The organism is Alkalicoccobacillus gibsonii (assembly GCF_016798245.1).
GTDB classification, from domain to species: Bacteria; Bacillota; Bacilli; order Bacillales; family Bacillaceae_D; genus Alkalicoccobacillus; species Alkalicoccobacillus gibsonii.
Genome location: NZ_JAEUZA010000004.1, coordinates 141,734 through 166,845, shown reverse-complemented (window position 1 = coordinate 166,845; position 25,112 = coordinate 141,734). Strand labels below are relative to the sequence as shown.

The following is a 25,112-nucleotide window of genomic DNA, read 5'->3' as shown; positions in this document are numbered from 1 at the left end:
ATACAGAAAAAATCAAGTGGGTTCACATTTTTTATCGGCCTGATCTTTTAGCGGATAGAGTTGCAGGCGTTCTTCAAAGATAGACTGAATTGAAGCAATGAGCCCATTCTCTGGTTCATTCGTAAACAAATGAACCTCAGCCGGGACCATACTTACTAATGGACTAATTAACATATCCTGCACATCCAACCCTTCCTCAAAAATTAAATCTTCCTCCAAATAAAAAAGGATTTCATCACGTGTTAACTCACGAAATTGCGAGTCATACAACGTAAATACTTGATCATGAACAACATAAACGCGACTCACCTTGCAAGGAGAGTTCCTAAGATGCTGACGATAATTTTCTAGCATATGTTGATAATCCTGTTCTAACATATATTCATCAATCGCCATCTCTACACAATCTATAAGTAGTTCTCCATATTCTCTAAGGCGAAACGTTAAAAAGGGTTCATAATAAAAAGACGTTTCTTGTTCGAGGTTCGTGGCAAATGCTTGATAGATAAACTCTTTTCGATTAAAAAATAACTGGATGTCCGGTAAATCTTCTATGTCACCATCTAGGATGCGTTTTGCAATAGAAAGGATTTGATACTGTTCTTCATGATCAGTGAAATAAAACATTGTTTCAATAATTGATAGCAGCCACTCTTCTTCCTTACTGTTAATCACAAAGTCCGTTAACAAAGAAGCTAGCAGTGGATGAAACGAATCATAAAAGCTCACATGGCGATCTTCGTAGTGAACAAACAACGTCCCTGCATCATGAACTTGTATATCCGCACCAAGGCCATAGGGCTGATATTTTTGAACATAGTGCGTTAATTCTTGATAGAGTTTGTGACAATCTAGCTTTTCTTCAAAATGAATGGCGATCAACCGATATTCCCCCTAACCTTATCAAACTCTTTACAACGTGTCCTTATGCCAATCTTGGGCTCTATTTCATCCTATGTATAAATAAGAAGAACATGACCGAATCTGTTTGCTTTTTCGTCCGACACATTCCTCCAAATAAAAAAACGGTGGGTGAGACATAACATTAATTCAGATAGTAAGACATGAATATAGCAATAAATCCGCTACAGGAGAATCCCTCGCTTTACACGGGAACGGCCTCAGCCCCTTTCGCGGAAAGAGCGCCGCTACAGTGTCTTCACCACGTTCTATTCCGTAGGAGTCTCAGGTTCTCCCTCCGCTTGTTCCAGTAAAATTACAAAGGCGAATGGTTCTGCAATCGAATCATTCGCTATTTTCGTATTGATTTTTAGTAGTTATGTTACAAATAAAAAAAGCTTCCTGCCATTAAGACAAGAAGCGTTTAGTTATTTAGTTTTGCATGATAAAGTCTTTTTCAGCGGATTCTTCCTCATCAAACACACGGACAATATCATAAGACGTTGTACGTTGCGCAGGAATTTTGCCCGCTTCACGAATCAAACGAAGTGTTAGGTTCGTATTTACCTTATGCGTTGTATTGGCTGCTGACACCACATTCTCTTCCATCATCGTTGAACCAAAGTCGTTACATCCGAAGTGAAGTGATTGCTTCCCTACTTCAGGTCCCATTGTTACCCATGAAGACTGGAAGTTTGGAATGTTATCTAAGAAAATACGAGAAATCGCTACATTCTTAAGATAATCTTCTTTTGTCAGTTTCTTTAATCGACGCAGTCCTGTGTTCTCAGGTTGGAGCAACCAAGAAATAAAGGCTGTAAAGCATTCAGTTTCATCTTGAGCATCTCTCACTCGCTGTAGGTGCAAGGCACGCTCTTCAAAAGACTCACCAAAACCAATAACCATGGTTGCCGAACCGAACATACCAACCTTCTTACTTGCTTTCATCGCATCCATCCACTGTTCCCACGTAACCTTCAAGCGACTAACACGTAGTCTCGTTTCTTCAGTTAATATTTCAGCTCCGCCACCTGGCATACTGTCAAGTCCTGCCGCATGAAGCTCACGTAGAACTTCTTCAACTGATAAGTCAGACACCTCAGCGATTTTCCAAATCTCAGCAGGAGAGAACGAGTGCATCCAAATGTCAGGGAAACGCTCCTTAATTCCTTTTAGAAGATTCGTATAGTAATCAAGCTTTAAATTAGGATTGGTTCCACCTTGCATTAAGATTTCTGTTCCACCTACATCAAGTGTTTCTTGAATTTTCGAGAAGATTACTTCGTCGTCAAGAACATAGCCTTGCTTTGAATTAGGCGGGCGATAAAATGCACAAAAGCTGCAATATGTATCACAGAAATTTGTGTAGTTCACATTTCGTCCGATGACAAATGTTGTAACCGGCTCAGGGTGCCATTTTTTCATAATTGTATCAGCGGCTTTCCCTAGCTTTTCAAGGTCATCACTCTCATATAATTTTACAGCGTCCTCCATGGAGATTCGCTCTCCATTGACGGCGCGTTCAAGTATTTCATCAACGCTCATGTTGTAACCCCCATCACCTTTTAAAGGATGATTTCATCGTATCATAGATAAATAGAAACTTCCAATTGCCAACACCAAATAAAAAAGGAGAGGCTGAATTAGCTTCTCCGATTCTCTCCTTTAACCATAATGGCCTCTGTATAGTGCTTAATACGCTCCATAATACGCATAGCCTTTAGCTCTTCTGTGCCACCTTTATCTGAATAAGCAAGATGTCGTTCCAACTCATCATAATCATAGTTTGAAGTAAAAAGAGTAGGAAGCTTTTCAAGCATTCGATGCTGCAAAATTGCACCTAATACATCATCCCTTGTCCAGCTTGAGGTCGTCTCTGCACCAATATCGTCCAGGATCAATACTTGTGCTTTTTTAACAGCTTCTAGCTTCTCTTGAAACGAACCATCAGAGATTGATTGTCGCATCTCTCGAAAGAAATCAGGAGCGAAAATAATAAATGTTTCAATGCCTCGATCCTTCAGTTCATTCGCAACCGCACCCATCAAGTAGGTCTTTCCAACGCCAAATTTGCCGTATAGGTATAACCCGTGCCCATCTTCTCCTGGTTTTGCATTCATCGCAAAATGGAGGGCCGCGCGACTCGCTTCCATTCGGTCAGTTCCGTGATCCAGTTGTTCAAAGCTAGCGGAAAGGACTTCTTTTGGAATATAAAGTGATTGAATGAGGGTTTGTTCCTGCTTTTGTTTTTCTGCTTGAACCTTTAGGCTACAGGCATGATACCGAAGCTCTAAATGCTTACGATCCACATAAAGCTCTGGCTGATACCCTTGCATTAAATTTGGACAGCGTTCAAGTCCCGGACAGTTATCACAGTTCTCACGCTCTTTTTTATATTCATAGAGCTTGTTAAGTCCAGTTGAGACCATCTCACTTGTCACATTTGGATGTTCGTCTAAAAAGCGAATGATGTAAGGACTCTCAAGCAAAGCATCCTTCGCACGATCCAATCGCTTTTGAAGCTCATCATTTCCATCCCATTTGGAAAGCGCTGTGTCTATACGTTCCACAATTACCCTCCCTTTTGTTGTTTTGATCGTTTTAATTCTTCAAGCATGCTCTCAAAGCTTTGTTTTGATTGTTGCTCTGTATCATTCTGCTGATTTGACTTGGTTTCACTCGCTGAGGCCGTTTCCGCTTTTGCCTGCTCTTGGGATTGCTTTTCTTCAAGAAGCCATTTTGGAAGCTTGTCTTTCTTACGATTTCGTTTCCCTTGTTGCTTCTGTGTGGAATATGAATCTGCGGCTTCCGCTTTGCTTTGTTTCTCTTGCTTTGCTAGCTGCATCGCTTCTTGCACAAGCTTTACTTTTTTCCTTGACCAATGACCCGCAATCTTATGAACAAGTGGCTTGGAAAGCTTCATATCATATTGATACAATACATAATCCAACAAGACATTTGCAACGCCAGGTAACAACTGATAATCAAGAATAAGTCCTTCTACAATCTTCGCATCAGCTGGAGCAACCTGTGCACCCTCAGAGCGTAGTTCAAGAAGCCTTAATGGCGAAGTCTCCTCATAAAAGAGGATCGTCTTCTCTTCATCTGTTGTTGGTTCTTTCTGATTCATTGTACGTTCATTCATCGGCTGTGTTCTCAGACCAAGTCCAGGAGGGTTACTTCCATATTCCAGGCGATACCAATCCTGCGCTTTCTTTCTTAATAGCTCCAAATCAACTCGTTCATCTGGTCCAACCGCTTGCGAAACAATCTTACTCATTTCAAGCGGATCCACGCAATAAACAAACGCCAATCGAATGATTGTTTCTTCAACCACTTTCGTAATCGCCTGTTCTGGAACAACAAAGCTAGAAAGTGCGTTTTTCATTAGTTCCATATCAAAATCCTCGAAGGAAAAACCTTGTTTATCATGACGTGAAAGAATCGTTTTATTTGTATGATTTGCCAATGCTTCCCCGGTTTCAGAACGTAAATTTGAAACCATTTCAGAATGATGTAAGGACGTATATACCTCATCAAATGAGTAGGTTAACTCGGTATACTCTGATGTCGGGACCGCATCCACCGAAAACCGATTACGCAATTCTCTAAATTGGGTTTTCCCTAACCGGTTAAAAAGATACACGCTTAGCACATCATTTTCAAAAAATTGTTTAGGTGTCATAGGTGGCTGAAGTTCATAAAGATATCGACTCTCAGAATCAGCTTTTTGTTTGTAGCTTTTGAGTAGACCGATTCCTTCAAGCTTTTTACGTTGTTCAAAAATCTCTCCTAGTGAGAGCTCTGTCATTAACATCAGCTGCCGATGCGTTTGCTCGGAGCTAACCCATTGGTCTCGTTCTAAATGTGCCCATAAAGTTGTATATAAACCGTTTGCTACCGTACCTATTAATGGTTGATAGAGTAATACCATTACCTTTTGATCCATATCTGTTAAATAATCAGACGTTCGAACGGTATACCTGTCAACAGGAAGCAGCTCCCTCCAGTGCCAGCTCAACGTAGTGCCCCCCTTGTTTCTTCAATCGTGCTCATAGTGTAACATGTTCCTTCTATTTCTGCGCCTCATAAATCTGGCAAAGCAGGAAATAAGGGTTTTAAAAGGATTGTTGGATTTCTAGATTTGCACCGCGGTAGAATCCACTTGCCCGTTCAATAAAACACGAATGGCAAATGATTCGCTTGCAGAATCATTTGCCTTCTTTAAAACGTTTTTCGGTTGTCCTAGTCTCACATTACTCTTTGTTCATTAAATCAGTTAATTCCTTTATAAAGACATTAATATCTTTAAATTGCCGATATACTGATGCAAATCGTACGTATGCTACATCATCAATGTCTGCCAGTCGTTCCATTACTAATTCTCCAACGTCTTGGCTGAGCATTTCATTCTTCCCTGATCCTCTAAGATCTCTTTCCACATTATTTACTACATTTTCTAATGTTTCAAGGGAAACTGCTCGTTTTTCACATGCACGAATAAGCCCTCTTAAAATTTTATCTCTACTGAATTCCTGCCGCGTCCCGTCCTTTTTTACAACAATTAATGGAACCTCTTCAACCGTTTCAAAGGTTGTAAATCGGTTTCCACACGATTCACATTCTCTTCGTCTCCGTATTGAACGAGCTTCATCACTTGGTCTAGAATCCAGTACCCTTGTGCCATTATAATGGCATGTGGGACATCGCATGTAATCATCTCCAACCTTACACAAGTCAAGTCTTCTTTATACCATTTATTTTATAAAAAAAGACGGGCGCTGACAAGCGGTTATAATAGTTGCTCCCCTAAGCCAGACCCGATATAGACGAGTTGTTTATCCAATTTTTTGTACATAGCATCGAGCATTCGTTTACTTTTCCCAAAATCAGAAGGCAATACGGTACTATACGAGCAAGAAAAATCTACAGCTGTTTTAAATGGTCTTACTGTAATAACAGAAGCTACTAGTAAAAAACGTTGACCGGATGATTGCTCAATGATGATTTCTCCACGTTCACGTTCCGTCCGTTTTAAAGTATATCCAGACTCCTTTACAACTGCTTCTATTGCTTCAATGACTTTATCCTTATTGCCTTTATAGTACCTCGTCTGAAGCGATTCATCACTATGTTTTTCCCCAGTTTCAGCATGGCTTCTAGTTAAAAAATGCCAGGTTTCTTTTAATCCCATATGAACCCCTCTTCTCTATGAAAATCAGTAAGCGTTATCATTAGTATAAACTAAAAAAGCAAATCTGCCAAAAGGCAAATTTGCTTTCCTACATACTCTAGAATTAATTAGATTCAACAGCCACTTTTTTAGGCTGAACTGGTCCCATACCTCTAGGCACTTCAATGACTTCGCTAGACGTTGAATGAAGTTCCTGAGCTATATAATTGGAAGCCAGGTGCGGATCTAAATCTCCACAGGTATATACATCTATACTCGCATAGCCATGTTCAGGAAAACTGTGAATGGTTAAATGTGATTCTGAGATAATGACCACTCCACTCACACCATGAGGGGCAAACTTATGAAAAGCTACCTCTCTAACTTCAGCTCCTGCTTTTAACGCGGCATCAACAAAAACCTGTTCAATAAAGTCCATATTATTCAACTTTTCTACATTACAACCCCATAGTTCTGCAATAACATGCCGACCCATTGTGTCCATAAGTTGAATCCCCCTTTACAGTATTAATCATGCCTTTCCAAGCATGCAGCACCACCTATACACACGGGGGAAAGTTAGTCCGATGAGGTCCTAACCCTTTCTGTGTAAAGATCATACCTTGTTTGCCGTTCTTGGCTCACGACAACAAGTATACTGTTTTTCAGGGGGTAATGCAATAGACTCAAATAAGAAACTTGTCATTAATTGCGCATGCATTAACTCATACTGTTATTTCTTTTTTTAAGCGTGCACCTACGTAATTCATTAGATCCACCACTCGACATGAGTACCCCCATTCGTTGTCGTACCAAGCTAGTACCTTTACTTGACGTTTTCCTTGTACACTTGTAGATAATCCATCAATCACAGAAGATTGTTCTTCTCCATTAAAGTCAATGGAAACAAGTGGCTCATCAGTGATTCCAAGGATTCCTGACAGTTCAGAGCTTGCTGCTTGCCTAAACGCTGCGTTAACCGACTCTACGGTGACATCCTTCTGTAATTGAACAACTAAATCGACTAACGACACATTAGGTGTTGGAACACGTAGTGCCATACCATGAAGCTTCCCTTCAAGCTGAGGCAGGACTTTGGATATCGCTTTTGCAGCGCCGGTAGAAGTAGGTATGATGGATTGTCCACAAGATCTAGCTCTTCGCAAATCTTTATGGGGATTATCGATATTCTTCTGATCATTTGTGTAAGAATGAACCGTTGTCATCATTCCACTCTCAATCCCAAACGTTTGATCTAAAACCTTTGCAACCGGTGCCAAACAATTAGTCGTGCAAGAGGCGTTGGAAATCATATGGTGATGCTCCGGCTGATATTCGTGTTCATTCACACCCATCACGATCGTAACATCTTCATCCTTTGCAGGTGCTGTGATGAGGACTTTTTTCGCGCCGGCTTGTAAATGATACCCTGCCGTTTCTTTTGTTTTAAACTTGCCCGTTGCTTCAATGACAATATCAATTTCTAGCTCGTGCCAAGGAAGACTTTTCGGATCCCTTGATTGTAATAACTTAATTTCTTGACCGTCAACATATAACTGATCATTCTGAACATCCACAGACAGCGGAAATATCCCGTGCACACTATCATATTTAATTAGATGCGCAAGCGTCTCTGCTGGATATGTTGCATTAATAGCCATCACGTGAACTTTCTTATCAAGCATAGCCTTACGAAAGACCATTCGTCCAATACGTCCAAATCCGTTAATTGCTACTTTTGTTTTCATCATGATCCCCACCTTTATAATGTTATACTTTATATCTGTTTATTTATATATAGTATAACACATTAAACTTAAGAGCGAATGATTTTCTTAAATATAATAAAAAAACCTACTAAAAAACCAGCAAAACTGATCTTTAGTAGGTCATAACTATAGATTCCATGACTTTATTATTCTTCGCAGTTCGTCTCTTGTCTCTTCCTTGGTGCCATGATTGTGTATGACAGCATCTGCCCGTTCTACTTTTTCATCAATAGGCATTTGAGCATTCATTCGCGAACGGGCTTGTTCCATTCCCGCTTGATCACGGGACATCAACCGTTCAAGCTGGAGCTCTGGCGTGACATAAACAAGTAGTACTTTATCCACTAAGTAAAATAACTCACTTTCATATAAAAGCGGAATATCCATGACTACATGCTCGTGCCCTTTCCTCTGGTAAGCCTCAGCTTTGGCAACTAACTCCGACCTCACCACAGGATGAACAATTGAATTTAACTTCAAACGCATGACTTCATTTGAAAAGATCCGTTCTCCAAGCATGGCACGATTAATGGAGCCATCGGCATCTATAATCTCACGTCCAAACGTCTGGACCACTTGGTTATAAGCTGCACCGTCTATCTCCATTACTTCTCTAGCTATCACATCAGCATCTACAACAGGAATACCCTCCTGCCTCATCATCGTGGCAACAGTTGATTTCCCCGTCGCAATCCCTCCGGTTAATCCAATAATCATTTGTTCCTCCTTACATCTTCCAGATCCCAATAATAATGAGAAGAACTCCTGGGATAAACGCAAGTCGATTGATCCAAGAAATACTCGCAAAACGAAAGCCACTTTTCATACCAAGCATAAGGAAGAAACCACTCATAAAAGCAACGCAAACGGCGAGTAACCAAGGGGCATACCCTAGTAATGCTGCTCCTACCCCAGCTCCAAATGCATCAAGCGATAAAGCGGCTCCGAGTAACAGCGCTTCTCTGCCTGTAATTGCACCTGACTCATCCATATCGGCTTTTAAAGGCTCTCTCAACACATGAATGACAAATCCAAAGATTCTTAGTTGAAAACTGAAAGGGTGTTCTTTTTTCTTACGTACCGGCTTTGGTTTCTTTTTAGCTGGAGCATACACCTGCCATAAGGTGAATAATCCAATCATAATCAGTAAAATAGCCCCTATCGCTTCTGCTACATCCTGTGATAAATAAAGAACAATTGTTTTCCCGAGACCCATTGCAATAAGAATGGATGCTCCTGAACAACAGGCAATAAATAGCAGAGAAAGAAAGGGAATTTTCATTTTTCGAAGTCCGTACGTCATTCCTACCCCGTAGCTATCTAGACTTAGGGCGAATGCAAGCACTATTAACGCTACAAAACCAGACATGAATAGAAGCTCCTTCCCTTAGGCGTTCATTTTTTAGCATATGAAAGGAGCTTATTCAATGTACCTTTAGTTCGTTTGGCACGTTGGGCAATAGTGAGTTCCACGTCCACCAACAACAATTCGGATGATCGTATCTTCACAGTGTTTGCACGGTTCGTTTTTACGGCCATAGACTTCAAGCGTTTGTTGGAACATGCCCATTTCCCCTTGACCATTTACATAGGATTTGATGGAGCTTCCTCCAAGCTGAACAGCTTCTGATAACGTTTCAACAATACTATGGTGAAGCTTTTGAAACTCTTCATCTGTTAAAGAGTGGGCAAGCCGCTCCGGATGAATACGCGCTCTGAATAATGCTTCATCTACATAGATATTTCCAAGACCTACCACAGTTTTTTGGTCTAAAAGAAACGGTTTTATTTTGCGAGTGGTTTTTTGGCTTGCGTTTGTGAGCAGTTCAACCGTAAACTCTTCGTCAAAAGGCTCTACCCCAAGCTGAGTTAACGGCATTGTTTCTTCTTCTTTTCCTTTTTCAAAAAGGTGCATGGTTCCAAACTTACGAACATCCTGATATCTGAGCTCTGTTCCATCAGAAAAGCCAAATGTAACGTGGGTATGAGGAACTGGCGCGTCCTCTTGCTTATACACCCCATATCTTCCTTCCATTCGAAGGTGAGAGACCATGACTATATCATCGAGGTCAAAAAGCAAGAACTTTCCTCTTCTTCTCATGGAATGAATCGTTTGTCCTTTTACTTCTGTTGTGAACTCCGTTGGATCAGCAGGTCGTTTAATAATATTTGGCCATCCAATGTCAACCGATTGAATGGTCTTTCCCACTACTAATTCCTCAAGCGTTCGTTTAACTGTTTCTACTTCAGGTAATTCAGGCATATCTTATACGCATCCTTTACTTTACGAACTCTATTTAGCTTCGTACCACGTTTCTCCAACTGAGACATCCGCTTTAAGAGGTACACTTAATTCCAAAGCAGCTTCCATCACCTCAGGTACGATTTGTTTCATTTGTTCTAATTCATCCTCTGGCACCTCGAAAATTAATTCATCGTGTACCTGTAAGAGCATCCGACTTTTTAATTGTTCGGATTCAAGACGTTCGGCCATATCGATCATTGCTTTCTTAATAATGTCTGCAGCTGTCCCTTGAATTGGTGTGTTCATTGCCGTTCGTTCAGCAAAGCTACGTAAGTTAAAGTTGCGACTGACGAGCTCCGGTAAATAACGTCTCCGTTGCATTAACGTCGAGACATACCCTTTTTCACGAGCCTCTTCAACGACATTTGACATATACGCCTTCACATTAGGATAACTCTCCAAGTAACGTTCAATAAATTCAGCCGCTTCCTTGCGGGTGATATTTAAGCTTTGAGATAATCCATAATCACTAATTCCGTATACAATCCCAAAGTTTACAGCTTTAGAGCTTCTTCTCATATCTGATGTGACCTCAGACTCACCTACGTGAAAAACGTCCATCGCTGTTTTTGTATGGATATCCATATCCTTTTTAAACGCCTCAATCAGCCCTTGATCTTCTGAAATGTGAGCAAGAACTCTTAGCTCAATTTGTGAGTAATCAGCGGCTAGAATCGACCAGCCAGGTTCTGATGGAATAAATGCTTTACGAATCGTCCGCCCTTCTTCTAATCGAATCGGAATGTTTTGCAGGTTTGGATCGGTTGAGCTTAATCTTCCCGTTTGTGTTAGAGCTTGATTATAACGAGTGTGAATGCGCCCCGTACTCTCATCTACAACTTTTAGTAGGCCTTCAATGTATGTGGAATACAATTTACCTAGCTGTCGATACAGCAAAATGTGCTCAATAATTTTATGTTCGCCTGCAAGCTTTTCTAATACATCAGCTGACGTGGAATAGCCCGTTTTTGTTTTCTTGACTGGTGGTAATCCTAATGTCTCAAACAACACCTCACCAAGCTGCTTAGGAGAATTAATATTAAAGCTTGTCCCAGCTAAATCATGAATGGTTTCCTCAAGAGCTTTTAAACGCTCAGATAAGTCTTCACCCATTTGTTTAAGCTGAGAGGAATCTACCTTGATCCCTGTTGTTTCCATGCGCCCAAGTACCACGGATAAAGGCATTTCTAGATCAAAGAAGAGTTTGGATTGATTGTTTTCTTCAAGCTCTTTCTCTAGATCTTCTTTTAAATGTAAAATAGCCGATGCTTTACGTCCTAAGTGGTCTTTTAATGCATCTTCATCGGGAACACGCTGCTTTGCTCCCTTTCCATACACCGATTCATCATCCTGGACAATCGACAGGCCTTTACGCTGCGCGATATCACTCATACCATGTGAGGAAACGGATGGATCGAGTAAATAAGAAGCAATCAACAAATCAAACTCCACACCGTCTAGTTCAATATCTTGCCAGCCTAGCGCGACTACCGTTCGTTTTGCATCAAACACCCATTTTTTCTTCGTTTCATCCTTAGCCCATTCCACAAACAGCTCTGATTCAACCGCAGTGGTTGTTGGGATGAAAAACGTTCCATTTTTATTGGAAATCGCAAACCCTTCAATTGGTGCATGATGATAATGTTCACCAAGTACCTCTGCCACTAAGGCGGCCGGACTAATTAAGTGCTCCTCTGATACTTCATGCACTAGTTCAATGTCCATCTCACTTAGTTCTTCTGAAGCTGTCTCTCCGTTTTCATCAGGTAACCGGTTCAAAAGGGAAGAAAAATCGAGATCCTTAAAGAAAGCCGATACTTTTGCCACATCGTACTCGCCAAAGGCTAGATCCTCAATCCCCAAATCTACTGGTACTTCTGTGAAAATCGTCGCAAGCTTTTTACTCATCAAGGCTTGCTCGCGGTGCTCAACAAGACGTTCCTTCATTTTCTTCCCTGAAACTTGATCAACAGAATCAAGCACTGTTTCCACAGAACCAAATTCCTTTAGTAGCTTCAGTGCTGTTTTCTCACCAATTCCTGGGACTCCTGGGATATTATCAGACGAATCGCCCATTAATCCTTTTAGATCAATAATCTGTTTAGCAGAAATGCCATACTTCTCATCGATCGCCTCAAGATCATAACGATCCATATTGGTAATTCCTTTTTTCGTTAAGTGAACTTCTACTTTATCCGTAACAAGCTGAAGTAAATCCTTATCTCCAGAAATAACTTTCACATTCCAGCCTTCTTGCTCTGCTCGACTGGCAAGTGTCCCAATAATATCATCCGCTTCATACTCAGTTGCTTCATGTCGTTTAATTCCGTACGTATCAAGAAGCTCGCGTATAAATGGAAGCTGCTCGGACAGCTCTGGTGGTGTTTTTTGTCTTGTTCCTTTGTATTCTGAAAAGGTCTTATGTCGGAACGTTGATTTTCCGGCGTCAAAAGCCACTAACATATGAGTTGGCTTTTCATCCTCAAGAATCTTTAAAAGCATTGTTGTAAATCCGTACACCGCGTTTGTATAAATTCCTTTATCGTTTGACAAAAGCGGTAACGCAAAAAAAGCTCGGTACGCGATACTATTTCCATCAATTAAGATTAATTTCTTCATATGGGTCCGCCTCATTTCTCTGGTTATCCTTGAAACAATTGTACCATAGGCAAACTTAAATAGAAAAAGTCGAGAAATGAAGACACAAAAAGAGGACGAAAGCATAAGGGGGAGCTTTCGTCCTTCAAGGGGGTGAACAATATCATCCAGCCAGGGTTAGTGGGACCGGAGTTATCGTTCGTGGTAGACCGTTCACTTATTGAGTATAAGGATAAGCTGTTAAACGGTCATAAAGGCATTGTAAATGTTTTGTAAAGATTAAAAGATTTCATCTTGCTTCTCTTTTGGAAAAACAAGAGTAAAGACTGTACCTTCCCTTGCTTACTTTTCACTTGAATACTTGCATGATGAGCCTCCGCCAAATGCTTCACAATGGCTAACCCTAAACCGGTCCCGCCAGAATTACGACTTCTGGCTCGATCCACTCGATAAAAACGTTCAAACACCCTTGGAATCTCTGATTCTTCAATGCCAATCCCGGTATCCGAAACCTTTAATTCAACAGATCCTGAGTTCCCCTTTATGCTCACTTTTACTTCGCCATTCGCTGGCGTGTACATAATGGCATTATTAATGATGTTAATCAAAATTTGCTTCATCCGTTCAGGATCACCCTGCATCGTTGAATCACCAGAGGTTTCAAGCGATAAGTTAATCTCTTTTGCTCCGGCTTTATCAGAGAGCATGGTTACAACCTCTTCAGCGATTTGCTCGAGTGTCATATTTGTCCAATGAACCTGAAAATTAGAGCGCTCTACCTTTGAAAGCTCAAGTAAGTCATGGATTAAGCTCTGTAGCCTCTCACTCTCTTTAAGAATAATCTTTAAGAATTTCGCACGTAATTCTTCTTGATCCATCGCGCCATCAAGCAATGTCTCAGAAAACCCTTTGATTGAAGTGATTGGTGTTTTCAGCTCATGCGACACATTTGCTACAAAATCTTTACGAATTTGTTCAAGCTTTTTCTGTTCTGTTATATCGTGCAAGACAAGTGTCATCCCTCTCATCTTACCCGATGCATCTAAAACAGGAGCTCCATACACATCATACACTTTCGCCATATATGGCTCTCCAAGTGTGAGCTGATCTCTCTGTTTAGTTTCAGTAATAAATACCGATTGAATAAATTGCACTAAACCAGACTCATCCATGACATCATGGTATAGACGATTTAACCATGCCTGATCTTCAACCTGGAAAATCATCCGACTTGCTTTATTCATGACAGAAATGTCACCGCGAACATTAATAAGGAGTAACCCACTTCCCATGTTTTCAATAAGCGTTTCCATTCGTTCCTGTTGCGCTTGATGTCGTTTTGAAATGTAATCTAAATTATAGGCTAACATATTGAGCGACCTGCTTAGCTGACCAATCTCAGCATGCTGGTTCTCAAAGGTACGAGCAGAATAGTCCCCTTTTGCTAATCGTTTCGCAACCTTCACTGATTCATCAATCGGCTTCATCATTTCCTTCGTTACCCTAAAAGCTAAGAATGAAATGAGTGAAACTGCTATAAAGAAGCTTGCCCCAATAATTAACCAAATGGTTCGATCAACAGAATTTAAATCTTCCATTGGTAACCCTAATCGAAAATATCCCACCTGATCATTTGTTTCATCATAAATAGGAACAGCATAATAAAGGAGCTCTTGATCTAATGTTTGACTATACCGAATCTCAAAACCATCTTTTTCTAAATCTGCCTCCCGAATTTCTGGTCGATCGAGATGGTTATCTAAAGGCTGTCCTGTTTCTGCGGATTCACCCAACACCTGACCCTCTAGGTCAATAATGGTAACTCGCGCAAGAATACGTTCACTAATTATTTCAGCTAGCTGATCAAGATCAGCTTCAGAAGTTGAATTCCTTCTAAGCTCTTGGACCATATATGAGCCTAACTGCGCCTCACTCTCTAGCCTTTCCGTGATCGTTTTTAAATAAAAATCCTTATACCATTGTCCAATGGTTAGCCCAAGTCCCGACATGACAATGAGTGTAATTAGTGTAACTGTAGAAATTAAACGAAAACGCAGCTTATGCATCTAACAACGGTTCTTCCATTTTGTAGCCTAAGCCGCGGATCGTTTTAATATAAACGGGTTTCTTTGTATTAGGTTCAATTTTTTCTCGCAAGTGACTGATGTGGACATCCACAATACGAGTATCTCCTACAAACTCGTAGTCCCAGACTGCATTAAGTAATTGATCTCGAGTAAGTACTCGACCTTTATGATTTGCAAGATATAATAGCAGTTCAAATTCTTTTGGTGTTAATGATAACGCTTGTCCCCTGCAGTTCACTTCATAATTCTCCGGAAAGATATCAACCTCTCCAATTCGAATCATCTCAGAAACATCCTCAGTTGATTGTGGTTGCTGATTCGCTTGGGCCGCTCTCCGCAGAATGGCACGTATTCTAGCCACAACCTCTCTTGGACTAAACGGCTTTGTCATATAGTCATCCGCACCCAGTTCAAGACCTAACACCTTATCAAATTCATCGTCCTTTGCTGTTAGCATTAGAATAGGTGTTTGCACTTTGCTGATGCGGAGTTGTTTGCACACATCAATTCCATCCATTTCGGGTAGCATCAAATCAAGCACGATTAGATCAAATGGCTGTTGTTTTGCTAGCTCAAGCCCTTCTGCTCCATCTTTTGCTGTTTCAACTTCGTACCCTGCCTGTTCAAGATTAAATTGGAGTAACGTTACAATTGATTCCTCATCATCTACTACTAAAAGTCGTTTTCCCATAAAGGATACCCTACACTCCTTATATTTTAATTGAACAGTCTTCTCTCTATTTACATGTAGTATAACAAATTTCATTCAAACATTTGCGATAATCTTTACATGAGTTAATAAATGCTTCGATGAGCTTACAAGAGTTTAAGATATTTAGTCGGAGTACAAAAAGCTAAAAACAAAAAATTGCTACAGGAAAATTGATGTTACGTGCATTTTATCCGCTACCAGAATAGCCGGCACGCTTTCCTAGGGAAGGCGCTGAACTAAATTGGCTGGCGCCAATTCATTTCACCTCTGCCTTTTAGTCCCTTAGGAGTCGGCCGGCTATTCTGTCCGCTCGTTTATGTAAAAAATCTTTGGATAGACTTAGATTAAAGAATTAGATTTTCTTGAATCTTTTTTAATGGACAAGCTGCACCAAAGATTAACCTCCACATAAAGCGGACGGGAAGGGCGGCTGACTCCTGAAGGGTGAAAGGGCAGGGTTGAAATAATAACTGGCGATTAGCCAGTTTTAGTTCAACGTCCCCCTTCCCGGGAGCGGGTCACACACTTTTTCTTTAATTTTAATTACAAAATTCATGAGTTAGTCTTGAGTCTTCTTGTTCTATCTTCAAAAAAACAGCTACCTTCTATTGTTCGCTCTGTGTTGGAACATGAACTGAAAAATTATTAACGTTAAAACCAACAAGCTTAGCTGAAACATTTTCCAACTTGCTTTTAAACCTATTGATAAGAAAAGAATTTTACAGCACCCCACCAACTAGCGGACGGAATGGCAGGCCGACTCCTAAGGGATTTAAGGGCAAGGTTGAAATGATATGGCGAATGCCAGGTTAGTTCAACGCCCTCCCTAGGAAAGCGTGCCAGCCATTCCGGTAGCGGTGTCAGGGTCTCCCATTATGATTCTACTCCCTATTCGAAATACGAATGCAAAAAACAAGCCACACAGAAGCGTGGCTTGTTTTTGTATTAATTATTCGTTTGGCAGAGCTTCCATTACGTTTCGAACAGAGTCTGCTGAGCGATCTAGTTGGTTTTTCTCGTCCTCTGTAAGGTCTAGTTCGATGATCTTTTCAATTCCGTCTCCACCAAGAATGGTTGGGACTCCGAGATAAAGATCGTCGTAACCATACTCCCCTTCAAGATAAGCGATTGTTGGTAACACTCGCTTCTTATCTTTTAGGATCGCCTCCACCATTTGAGTTAGAGAAGCGGCCGGTGCATAGTATGCACTGCCATTTCCAAGCAACCCGACAATCTCTCCGCCGCCTTTACGAGTACGCTCAACAATTTCGTTGATACGCTCCTCAGAAAGTAAGCTTTGAAGTGGAACGCCACCAGCTGCCGAATAGCGAATCAATGGCACCATGTCGTCTCCATGGCCACCTAACACAAATCCAGTAATGTCTTCAACAGAGATGTTTAACTCCTCTGCAATAAATGTACGGAATCGTGCCGTATCAAGCACTCCAGATTGACCAATCACACGGTTTTTCGGGAAACCAGATTCCTTATAAACCGTATAGGTCATGGCATCTGCCGGATTCGTAAGTACGATGATAAAGCAATTAGGTGAGTGTTTTACAACTTCTTTTGTCACAGATTTCATGATACCGGCATTCGTACTAACAAGATCATCACGACTCATGCCCGGTTTACGAGCGATACCAGCTGTAATAACAACCACATCAGAGTCCTTTGTATCTTCGTAGCTTGATGTACCAGTAATCTTTGCATCTGTCCCTTGAACTGGCGTTGATTCAAACATATCTAACGCTTTCCCTTTAGTTGGTCCTTCCATGTTTGGAATATCTACAAGAACCACATCTCCCAGTTCTTTCTGAGCAACCATTAAAGCGGTTGTGGCTCCTGTAAAGCCTCCACCAACTACTGAGATCTTTCTGCGTTTAATAGCCATTTGCTGTCCACTCCTTTACTCGATATCATCTGGTTCTCTGCAAATTATGAGAGGTTTTTAATTAATTCATCTGCAAAGCCTGAGCAAGATACCTCAGTTGCACCATCCATCAGTCTAGCGAAGTCATACGTTACAACCTTACTAGCAATTGTCTTATCCATAGAGTTCATGATCAGATCAGCAGCTTCGTTCCAGTTTAAGTGGCGAAGTAATAGCTCTCCTGATAATAGAACAGAGGATGGGTTCACTTTATCTAGACCAGCATACTTAGGTGCTGTTCCGTGAGTTGCTTCAAAGATAGCATGTCCTGTGTCATAGTTGATGTTTGCTCCTGGAGCAATACCAATTCCACCAACTTGTGCAGCTAGTGCATCAGAGATGTAATCTCCGTTTAAGTTCATTGTTGCTACAACATCAAACTCTTTAGGACGAGTAAGGATTTGTTGTAAGAAGATATCAGCAATTGAATCTTTTACGACAATCTTACCTGCAGCTTCAGCTTCAGATTGTGCTTTATCTGCAGCTTCTCTTCCTTCTGCTTCTACGATCTTATCATATTGAGCCCATGTAAATACTTTATCACCATACTCACGTTCAGCAAGCTCGTAACCCCACGTTTTAAATGCGCCTTCAGTGAACTTCATAATGTTTCCTTTATGAACAAGCGTTACACTCTTACGTCCTTCAGTTAGAGCATAATCAATAGCTGCACGAACTAAGCGCTCCGTTCCTTCTTTAGAAACAGGCTTAATTCCGATACCTGATGTTTCAGGGAAACGAATTTTCTTAGCACCCATTTCATTTTTTAAGAATTCGATCAGCTTTTTCACTTCATCTGATCCTTCTTGATACTCAATTCCAGCATAGATATCTTCAGAGTTTTCACGGAAAATAACCATGTCCACTTCTTCAGGACGTTTAACTGGAGAAGGTACTCCGTCAAAATAACGAACTGGGCGTAAGCAAGTATAAAGATCAAGCTCTTGTCTAAGTGCTACGTTTAAAGAACGAATTCCGCCACCAACTGGAGTCGTTAAAGGTCCTTTAATTGCAATTAAGTATTCACGAACGGCATCAAGCGTTTCTTCTGGTAGCCAGCTACCTGTTTCATTAAACGCTTTTTCACCCGCTAAAATTTCTTTCCATACAATTTTCTTTTCGCCGTTATATGCTTTTTCAACTGCAGCATCTAATACGCGAGAAGCTGCCGCCCAGATATCAGGACCAATTCCATCTCCTTCGATATAAGGGATAATTGGCTCATTAGGTACATCCAACACACCATTGTTTACTTTAATAATCTCTCCACTAGACATAATATAGACCTCCTGAAAAGTTTTGACCGATGCATTGATCGGACATACTGAAAATTATATGTACTAGGAGGGGTTCCCCTCCTGTAACACCGTGATTAACGTTGCTCTAAAGGAACAAATTCTTGCTTGCCAGGTCCAACGTATTCAGCTCTTGGACGAATTAAACGGTTATTTGCATATTGTTCAAGAATATGAGCTGTCCATCCTGATGTGCGACTAATCGCAAAAATTGGAGTAAACAAATCATGATCGATTCCTAAACTATGATAAACACTCGCAGAATAAAAGTCTACATTTGGAAGAAGACCTTTTTCATTGGTTACGAGTTCTTCGATACGTACCGACATATCATACCACTTTGATTCTCCTGTAGTGTCCGTTAACTGCTTAGACATATCACGCAAAAACTTCGCGCGTGGATCACCATTTTTGTAAACACGATGTCCGAATCCCATAATCTTTTCTTTATTATCGAACGCGTTCTTAATATATGACTCTACTTGTTCTACATCGCCAATCTCAGAAAGCATTTTCATAACTGCTTCGTTGGCTCCACCATGTAGAGGTCCTTTTAGAGCACCGATTGCTGCAGTGATACCTGAATAAACATCAGATAGCGTTGCAACACAGACGCGAGCAGTAAAAGTAGAAGCGTTTAATTCGTGGTCCGCATGTAAAACAAGGGCTTTGTTGAAAGCAGTGACCTCTAAGTCATTTGGCTCTTCCCCTTTAAGCATGTAAAGGAAATTAGCAGCAAAGCTTAAATCCGAATTCGGCTTAACAGGCTCCTTGCCTTGGCGGATTCTAGAAAACGCTGTCACAATCGTTGGAATTTGAGCCTGAATACGCAATGCTTTTGTACGATTTGCTTCCTCATCCATCTTGTCCGCATCTGGATCGTACAATCCAAGTGTTGAAATCGCTGTACGTAAAACAGCCATGGGATGAACCTTATCTAAAGGTAAGGCTTTTAATTGATCAATTACTTGTTCTGGTACTTCCGCGTATTGAGCAAGTTCATTTGAGAAATCTTTTAGTTCATCTTGATTTGGTAATCGACCGTTCCAAAGAATATAGACAACTTCTTCGAAACTAGCATGTTCAGTCAAATCGTTAATGTCATAGCCTTGATACGTTAAAACATCATCAATAATTGAACTTACACTAGACGTTGTAGCTACAATACCTTCTAAACCTTTTGTAGTAGTCACGCAGATCTCCCCTTTTTAATCAAACTTTAATGTACTAAAAAGTAAATGCTTTCATTTCATTTTAGAGATACCATTACTAATTAAAAGTTGACTTATTCAATCCCATTTATCTTACCTTGACTGTGATTAATGCTCAATAAAAGCGACTTCATTTTTTATGAAACTGACGAATTATTAGACATTATCCACCAAGATTCATAAAAAATGTGACCGCCTTCATTGTTAGATACGCAACACCGGCCCCAATTAATGGACCTACTGCCACTCCATTCAGAACGGCAACAGCAAAAATGGTTCCAATGACAAGTGCAACTGTGATATGAGGGTCATTCTGTAAGAGATCTATTCCATTTGCAGCAATTAGCGCAACAAGTACACCTGAGCCGAGCGCAATCCAGGCATATGATGACTTAGCAGCTTCAGCAAGATGTTTAAACCCGATGTCACCCGTTACGATTGGTGTTAACACAGCAATCGTGATAAAAGTCACACCAATATTTAACCCTTTTTGCTGAAGAAGCGGGAATAGTTTATCTCCGAGCCCAACCCATTTCACAACGAGCAAAAATAAAACAGCAACCAATAGCGACTGATTTTTCGCCACGATTGCAATCCCCATTAGAATCAACATAAACAAGGTCGCATGAGAAATCAAAGTATTATCCAACTTTCCTCTTAGCAATTCATAGTTATCATATCATAGTTTAATTCATTCCGCTATATCTGTCGATTACAGCAGAATCTGCCAACCAAAGTAAGAATATTATACTTTTATCGACGTGTTCTAACAATAACTTGTCCTTTTTGAAACAGATGATACATCCACTTTACAGCTAGAGCCTTCACAGCAGCTCTTGAGAAAGGAAGAAACAGTAGAATACCTATGAGATCTGTAAAGAACCCTGGAAGAAACAGACATAAAGCTCCAAGGAATATGCATATTCCGTCTACTACAGAGCCAGTCGGTGGCTGACCACTTCTTGCCTGCATTTTCATTAGACGTACAGCCTGTAAGCCTTCCTTTCGGGCAAGTACAATCCCAAGTAGACTTGTCGCTATCATCAGAGCCACTGTGGCCCATATGCCAACCCATTGGACCATAAAATAAAACCCTGCAATCTCGACTGCGGGGATAATAACCGCTAAAGCTATCAAGTATTTTTTCATTTAAAAACTCCTTATATTTAAAAATGGAGATAAAAAAACTGGAGAAGGAAATCCTTCTCCAGCATTAATTATAGTACACTCGCGTGGCCTCTGTAAATGTCACCGCGTGCTCCATCAACAGTGACTTCTTCACCATCAACAAATAATTTCAAGGCTCCTTCAACACCTACAATAACTGGTGTAGCAAGGTTTAAACCTACAACAGCTGCGTGAGAAGTTAACCCGCCTTCTTCTGTAATAACCGCTGCCGCTTTTTCAAATGCAGGAATCATATCTTTATCTGTGCTGTAGGTAACAAGGATCGCACCTTCAACCATTTTTTCGTTGGCTTCTGCTGCTGTTGTTGCGACAACAACTTTTCCAGAAGCAGAGCGTCGGCCAATTCCTTGTCCTTTAGCAACAACCTCACCAATAATGTGTACCTTAAGGAGGTTTGTTGTACCAGGTTCACCTACTGGAACACCTGCTGAGATAACAACAAGATCGCCTTGATTGATACGTCCAGATTTTCTAGCTCGTTCAACCGTTGATTCAAGCATTTCATCTGTTGTTCCAGCTCTTTCACCTAGAAGCGGCTCTACACCCCATACAAGATTTAACTTGCGATATTCACGTTCGTTTCCAGTAACAGCCAAAATCGGAGACTTCGGACGATACTTAGAAGCAATTCGAGCTGTATAACCACTTTCAGTAGCTGTAAGGATTGCTGCTGCATTTAGAGACTCAGCAGTGAATACAACGGATTGACCAACAGCACTTGTAATAGACGGTTTTGCTTCTTTTGTTTTTCTTCTTAGGATCGCTTCATAGTTTAAAGCTTTTTCTGTTCTTGTCGCGATATTGTGCATCGTTTGTACAGCTTCTGCAGGATAGTCTCCTGCTGCTGTTTCACCTGATAGCATAATGGCATCTGTACCATCAAAAATCGCATTTGCTACGTCACTTGCCTCAGCACGAGTTGGGCGAGGGTTACGTTGCATGGAATCAAGCATTTGAGTAGCTGTAATAACAGGCTTTGCAACGGCATTACATTTTTTGATAAGCATTTTTTGGACAAGTGGTACTTCTTCGGCTGGAATTTCCACACCAAGATCTCCACGAGCAACCATTAAACCGTCAGATACTTCAAGGATTTCGTCAATGTTATCGACACCCTCTTGATTTTCAATCTTAGGGATAATTCCGATCGTATGCGCATCATTTTGCTCTAGTAATTCGCGGATTTCTAGCACATCTGAAGCTCTGCGCACAAAAGAAGCAGCAACAAAGTCTACATTCTGCTCAATACCAAATTTAATATCTGCTGCATCCTTATCCGTTATACCTGGTAAGTCTACACTTACATTAGGGACATTACAGCCTTTTTTATTTTTTAGAATTCCATTGTTAAGTACTTTTGTTTTGATCTCATCTTGCCCAATTTCTACTACTTCGAGTCCAATTAGACCATCATCTAAAAGAATGGTAGAGCCAGGCTCTACGTCATTTACTAGACCCGGATATGTAATCGAAATCTTTTCGCAGTTCCCGACCACTTCTTTCATAGAAACGATTAACTCTTGTCCCGCTTTCAATTCAGCTACTCCACCTTCAAGAGTTTGAGTACGAATTTCTGGTCCTTTCGTATCTAAAAGAATAGCCACTGTTTTTCCAGTTTTTTCTGAAGCTTCACGGATATTACGAATACGAGCACCATGCTCTTCAAAATCTCCATGAGAGAAGTTCAATCTTGCCACATTCATTCCCGCTTCAATTAGTTGAACCAGTTTTTCTACTGTTTCACTTGCAGGTCCTATTGTACATACGATCTTTGTTTTACGCATAAATTCCTCCTGAAATGATTAGATGTCTTTTCTATTGTAAAATCAAGAACTCTATATCTGCTAGATGGACAGCTCTTGAGATAACGTGTACATGTCTAAATCTACTGTATGCTTTTTAGATAATGCTTCGTCAATATCATGATAGACAAGCTTGTTCTGTTGAATACCTACAGTTACGCCTGATTTACCTTCAAGTAAAAGATCAACAGCCTTTGCTCCTAAGCGGCTAGCAAGGACACGATCGGCTCCGGTCGGAGAACCTCCACGTTGAATATGACCAAGCACAGTTACTCGCGTTTCCATATTTGTGGCTTCTTTTAAGCGTTGTCCAAATTCCATGCCGCTGCCTACACCTTCAGCTACAATAATAATACTATGTTTTTTGCCACGCTCTTGTCCACGCTTAAGCCGATACGTGATTTGGTCAAAATCATAGTCTGCTTCTGGAATCAAGATTGTTTCCGCACCATCAGCTAGACCTGCCCATAAAGCCAAATCTCCAGCATGACGACCCATTACTTCAATGATGTACGTACGCTCATGAGAAGTTGCTGTATCTCGAATTTTATCAATGGCATCGATGACTGTATTTAAAGCAGTATCAAACCCAATTGTAAAGTCAGTTCCAGGAATATCGTTATCAATTGTACCAGGCACCCCGATTGTTGGGAAACCATGTCCTGTAAGCTTTTGAGCTCCTTGGAATGAACCGTCTCCACCAATAACAACTAGACCTTCTATCCCAAATTTCTTTAATTGTTCAATTCCTTTTTGCTGACCTTCAAGTGTTTTGAACTCCTCACAACGTGCTGTGTAAAGCATCGTTCCACCACGATGAATGATATCTCCAACAGAACCAAGTTCCATTTTCTTTATATCTCCAGCAATTAAACCAGCATAACCGTAGTAAATTCCGTACACTTCTATGTCATGGTATATGGCTTTTCGCACAACTGCACGAATTGCAGCATTCATACCTGGAGAATCTCCACCACTTGTTAACACACCAATTCTTTTCAAACTATTTCCTCCTTCACTCACTCGAAAAAACATTCAACATGTTTCCATTCTATTTTATCATGCTCTCAATTAAAAAAAATACCATGTTCATATAAAGAATACAAACTTTCAACAAAAAAAGAAGGATTCTTGTGTCAAGAATCCTTCTTTCTCCTATCTATTCACAGTATTTCTATTGAATGGCTACCCATTAGCTTATACTTTTCGTGTCTTGATAAAAGAAGTTCGTCCTCTGTGTGCACACTTAATTCTTGTAATGATTGTTCAATGACACGCCCAATACTCTCGGCTTGTGTCTTAACGTCCAGATGCGCTCCACCTTTAGGTTCATAGATGATTTCATCGATTACTTCAAGCTTCTTTAAATCTGGAGCAGTAATCATCATTGATTCTGCAGCTCGTTGTGCTTGTGTTGCATCCTTCCACAACAGTGCAGCCGCTCCTTCAGGAGAGATTACAGAGTACGTAGAGTTCTCAAGCATATGGATATGATCGGCTACTCCTAGTGCCAGAGCTCCACCACTTCCACCTTCTCCAATCACAATTGAGATAACAGGTACTTTTAACCCTGCCATTTCGAGAAGATTGCGTGCAATGGCTTCACTTTGTCCACGTTCTTCTGATTCTTTCCCAGGGTCTGCACCCTTTGTGTCAATAAAACAAATAATTGGCCGCTTAAACTTCTCAGCCTGCTTCATTAATCGTAAAGCTTTTCGATACCCTTCAGGTCTAGGTGATCCAAAGTTACGGCGAATGTTTTCCTTCGTATCCTTACCTCTCTGGTGACCAATAACGGTAACCGCCTGTCCATTAAATTTTGCAATTCCACCTACAATGGCTTCATCTTCACTGAACAACCGATCACCGTGAAGCTCGATGAAATCCTCAAACAAAAAGTTAATGTAGTCAAGCGTTGTTGGTCTTTTGCTATTACGTGCAATTTGAACCCGTTCCCAAGGCTTCAAATTGCCGTAAATTTCTTTTTCCAGTTCATGTAGACGGTCTTCCATTCGCTTAATCTCAGCTGAAAGATCGATGTCTTTTTCATGTGCAAAGGTTTGTAATTCTTCTATTTTCTCTTTTAATTCATTAATTGGTTTTTCAAACACCATTTCATTTCCCATTAGTACGTGACTC

22 protein-coding genes are annotated in these 25,112 nt (G+C 40.7%); all 22 read right to left on the bottom strand.

From position 1 onward, the window contains the following. Positions 1-12: 12 nt before the first annotated feature. The 22 genes from ytxC to accA all read right to left on the bottom strand — a co-directional run bounded on the left by ytxC (position 13) and on the right by accA (position 25,099). Positions 13-882, bottom strand: a complete 870-nt coding sequence (ytxC, locus tag JNO66_RS15875) for a putative sporulation protein YtxC (RefSeq protein ID WP_203089694.1) — start codon at positions 880-882, stop codon at positions 13-15. 450 nt (positions 883-1,332) lie between these two features. Next, positions 1,333-2,445: a cyclic dehypoxanthinyl futalosine synthase gene (gene mqnC / locus JNO66_RS15870; protein WP_203089692.1), complete on the bottom strand. Its 1,113-nt coding sequence runs from the start codon at positions 2,443-2,445 to the stop codon at positions 1,333-1,335. Positions 2,446-2,543: 98 nt separating this feature from the next. Then, positions 2,544-3,470, bottom strand: coding sequence for a primosomal protein DnaI (gene dnaI, locus JNO66_RS15865; RefSeq protein WP_203089690.1), 927 nt, complete (start codon positions 3,468-3,470; stop codon positions 2,544-2,546). Between the two features lie 2 nt (positions 3,471-3,472). Continuing rightward, the gene (locus JNO66_RS15860) at positions 3,473-4,921 is read right to left on the bottom strand and encodes a replication initiation and membrane attachment family protein (protein ID WP_203089688.1); all 1,449 of its coding nucleotides are present in this window, start codon (positions 4,919-4,921) and stop codon (positions 3,473-3,475) included. 235 nt (positions 4,922-5,156) lie between these two features. Further along, positions 5,157-5,612, bottom strand: a complete 456-nt coding sequence (nrdR, locus tag JNO66_RS15855; RefSeq protein WP_203089687.1) for a transcriptional regulator NrdR — start codon at positions 5,610-5,612, stop codon at positions 5,157-5,159. An 80-nt stretch (positions 5,613-5,692) separates the two neighbouring features. After that, positions 5,693-6,094 carry a DUF1499 domain-containing protein gene (locus JNO66_RS15850; protein WP_203089672.1) on the bottom strand — a complete coding sequence of 134 codons (402 nt, stop codon included), beginning with the start codon at positions 6,092-6,094 and terminating at the stop codon, positions 5,693-5,695. Between the two features lie 103 nt (positions 6,095-6,197). Continuing rightward, on the bottom strand, positions 6,198-6,578 hold the full coding sequence (speD, locus tag JNO66_RS15845; RefSeq protein WP_203089670.1) for an adenosylmethionine decarboxylase: 381 nt from the start codon (positions 6,576-6,578) through the stop codon (positions 6,198-6,200). Between the two features lie 220 nt (positions 6,579-6,798). Beyond that, the gene (locus tag JNO66_RS15840) at positions 6,799-7,821 is read right to left on the bottom strand and encodes a glyceraldehyde-3-phosphate dehydrogenase (RefSeq protein ID WP_203090249.1); all 1,023 of its coding nucleotides are present in this window, start codon (positions 7,819-7,821) and stop codon (positions 6,799-6,801) included. Positions 7,822-7,968: 147 nt separating this feature from the next. Continuing rightward, positions 7,969-8,559, bottom strand: coding sequence for a dephospho-CoA kinase (gene coaE / locus JNO66_RS15835; protein ID WP_203089668.1), 591 nt, complete (start codon positions 8,557-8,559; stop codon positions 7,969-7,971). Positions 8,560-8,569: 10 nt separating this feature from the next. Beyond that, positions 8,570-9,211, bottom strand: a complete 642-nt coding sequence (gene ytaF, locus JNO66_RS15830) for a sporulation membrane protein YtaF (RefSeq protein WP_203089666.1) — start codon at positions 9,209-9,211, stop codon at positions 8,570-8,572. A 66-nt stretch (positions 9,212-9,277) separates the two neighbouring features. Next, complete coding sequence (gene mutM, locus JNO66_RS15825) at positions 9,278-10,105, bottom strand: DNA-formamidopyrimidine glycosylase (protein WP_203089664.1); 828 nt, start codon at positions 10,103-10,105, stop codon at positions 9,278-9,280. A gap of 30 nt (positions 10,106-10,135) precedes the next feature. Next, positions 10,136-12,766, bottom strand: coding sequence for a DNA polymerase I (gene polA, locus JNO66_RS15820; protein ID WP_203089662.1), 2,631 nt, complete (start codon positions 12,764-12,766; stop codon positions 10,136-10,138). A gap of 227 nt (positions 12,767-12,993) precedes the next feature. Further along, entirely contained in the window at positions 12,994-14,811 is a 1,818-nt protein-coding gene (pnpS, locus tag JNO66_RS15815; RefSeq protein ID WP_203089660.1) for a two-component system histidine kinase PnpS, read from the bottom strand. Continuing rightward, positions 14,804-15,523, bottom strand: coding sequence for a response regulator transcription factor (locus tag JNO66_RS15810; RefSeq protein ID WP_203089658.1), 720 nt, complete (start codon positions 15,521-15,523; stop codon positions 14,804-14,806). The genes pnpS and JNO66_RS15810 overlap by 8 nt, the downstream gene beginning before the upstream one ends. A gap of 970 nt (positions 15,524-16,493) precedes the next feature. Continuing rightward, positions 16,494-17,438, bottom strand: a complete 945-nt coding sequence (gene mdh / locus JNO66_RS15805; RefSeq protein WP_203089655.1) for a malate dehydrogenase — start codon at positions 17,436-17,438, stop codon at positions 16,494-16,496. 44 nt (positions 17,439-17,482) lie between these two features. Beyond that, on the bottom strand, positions 17,483-18,757 hold the full coding sequence (gene icd / locus JNO66_RS15800; protein WP_273753589.1) for an NADP-dependent isocitrate dehydrogenase: 1,275 nt from the start codon (positions 18,755-18,757) through the stop codon (positions 17,483-17,485). Between the two features lie 92 nt (positions 18,758-18,849). After that, positions 18,850-19,965 carry a citrate synthase gene (gene citZ, locus JNO66_RS15795; protein ID WP_203089651.1) on the bottom strand — a complete coding sequence of 372 codons (1,116 nt, stop codon included), beginning with the start codon at positions 19,963-19,965 and terminating at the stop codon, positions 18,850-18,852. A 181-nt stretch (positions 19,966-20,146) separates the two neighbouring features. Further along, the gene (locus JNO66_RS15790; protein WP_373367179.1) at positions 20,147-20,596 is read right to left on the bottom strand and encodes a DUF441 domain-containing protein; all 450 of its coding nucleotides are present in this window, start codon (positions 20,594-20,596) and stop codon (positions 20,147-20,149) included. 140 nt (positions 20,597-20,736) lie between these two features. After that, complete coding sequence (locus tag JNO66_RS15785; protein ID WP_203089649.1) at positions 20,737-21,132, bottom strand: FxsA family protein; 396 nt, start codon at positions 21,130-21,132, stop codon at positions 20,737-20,739. Between the two features lie 68 nt (positions 21,133-21,200). Next, the gene (gene pyk, locus JNO66_RS15780) at positions 21,201-22,955 is read right to left on the bottom strand and encodes a pyruvate kinase (protein WP_203089647.1); all 1,755 of its coding nucleotides are present in this window, start codon (positions 22,953-22,955) and stop codon (positions 21,201-21,203) included. 60 nt (positions 22,956-23,015) lie between these two features. Continuing rightward, on the bottom strand, positions 23,016-23,975 hold the full coding sequence (pfkA, locus tag JNO66_RS15775; protein WP_203089645.1) for a 6-phosphofructokinase: 960 nt from the start codon (positions 23,973-23,975) through the stop codon (positions 23,016-23,018). A gap of 161 nt (positions 23,976-24,136) precedes the next feature. Beyond that, a complete protein-coding gene (gene accA, locus JNO66_RS15770; protein ID WP_203089643.1) occupies positions 24,137-25,099 on the bottom strand; it encodes an acetyl-CoA carboxylase carboxyl transferase subunit alpha in 963 nt (320 codons plus the stop codon). Positions 25,100-25,112: the final 13 nt, after the last annotated feature.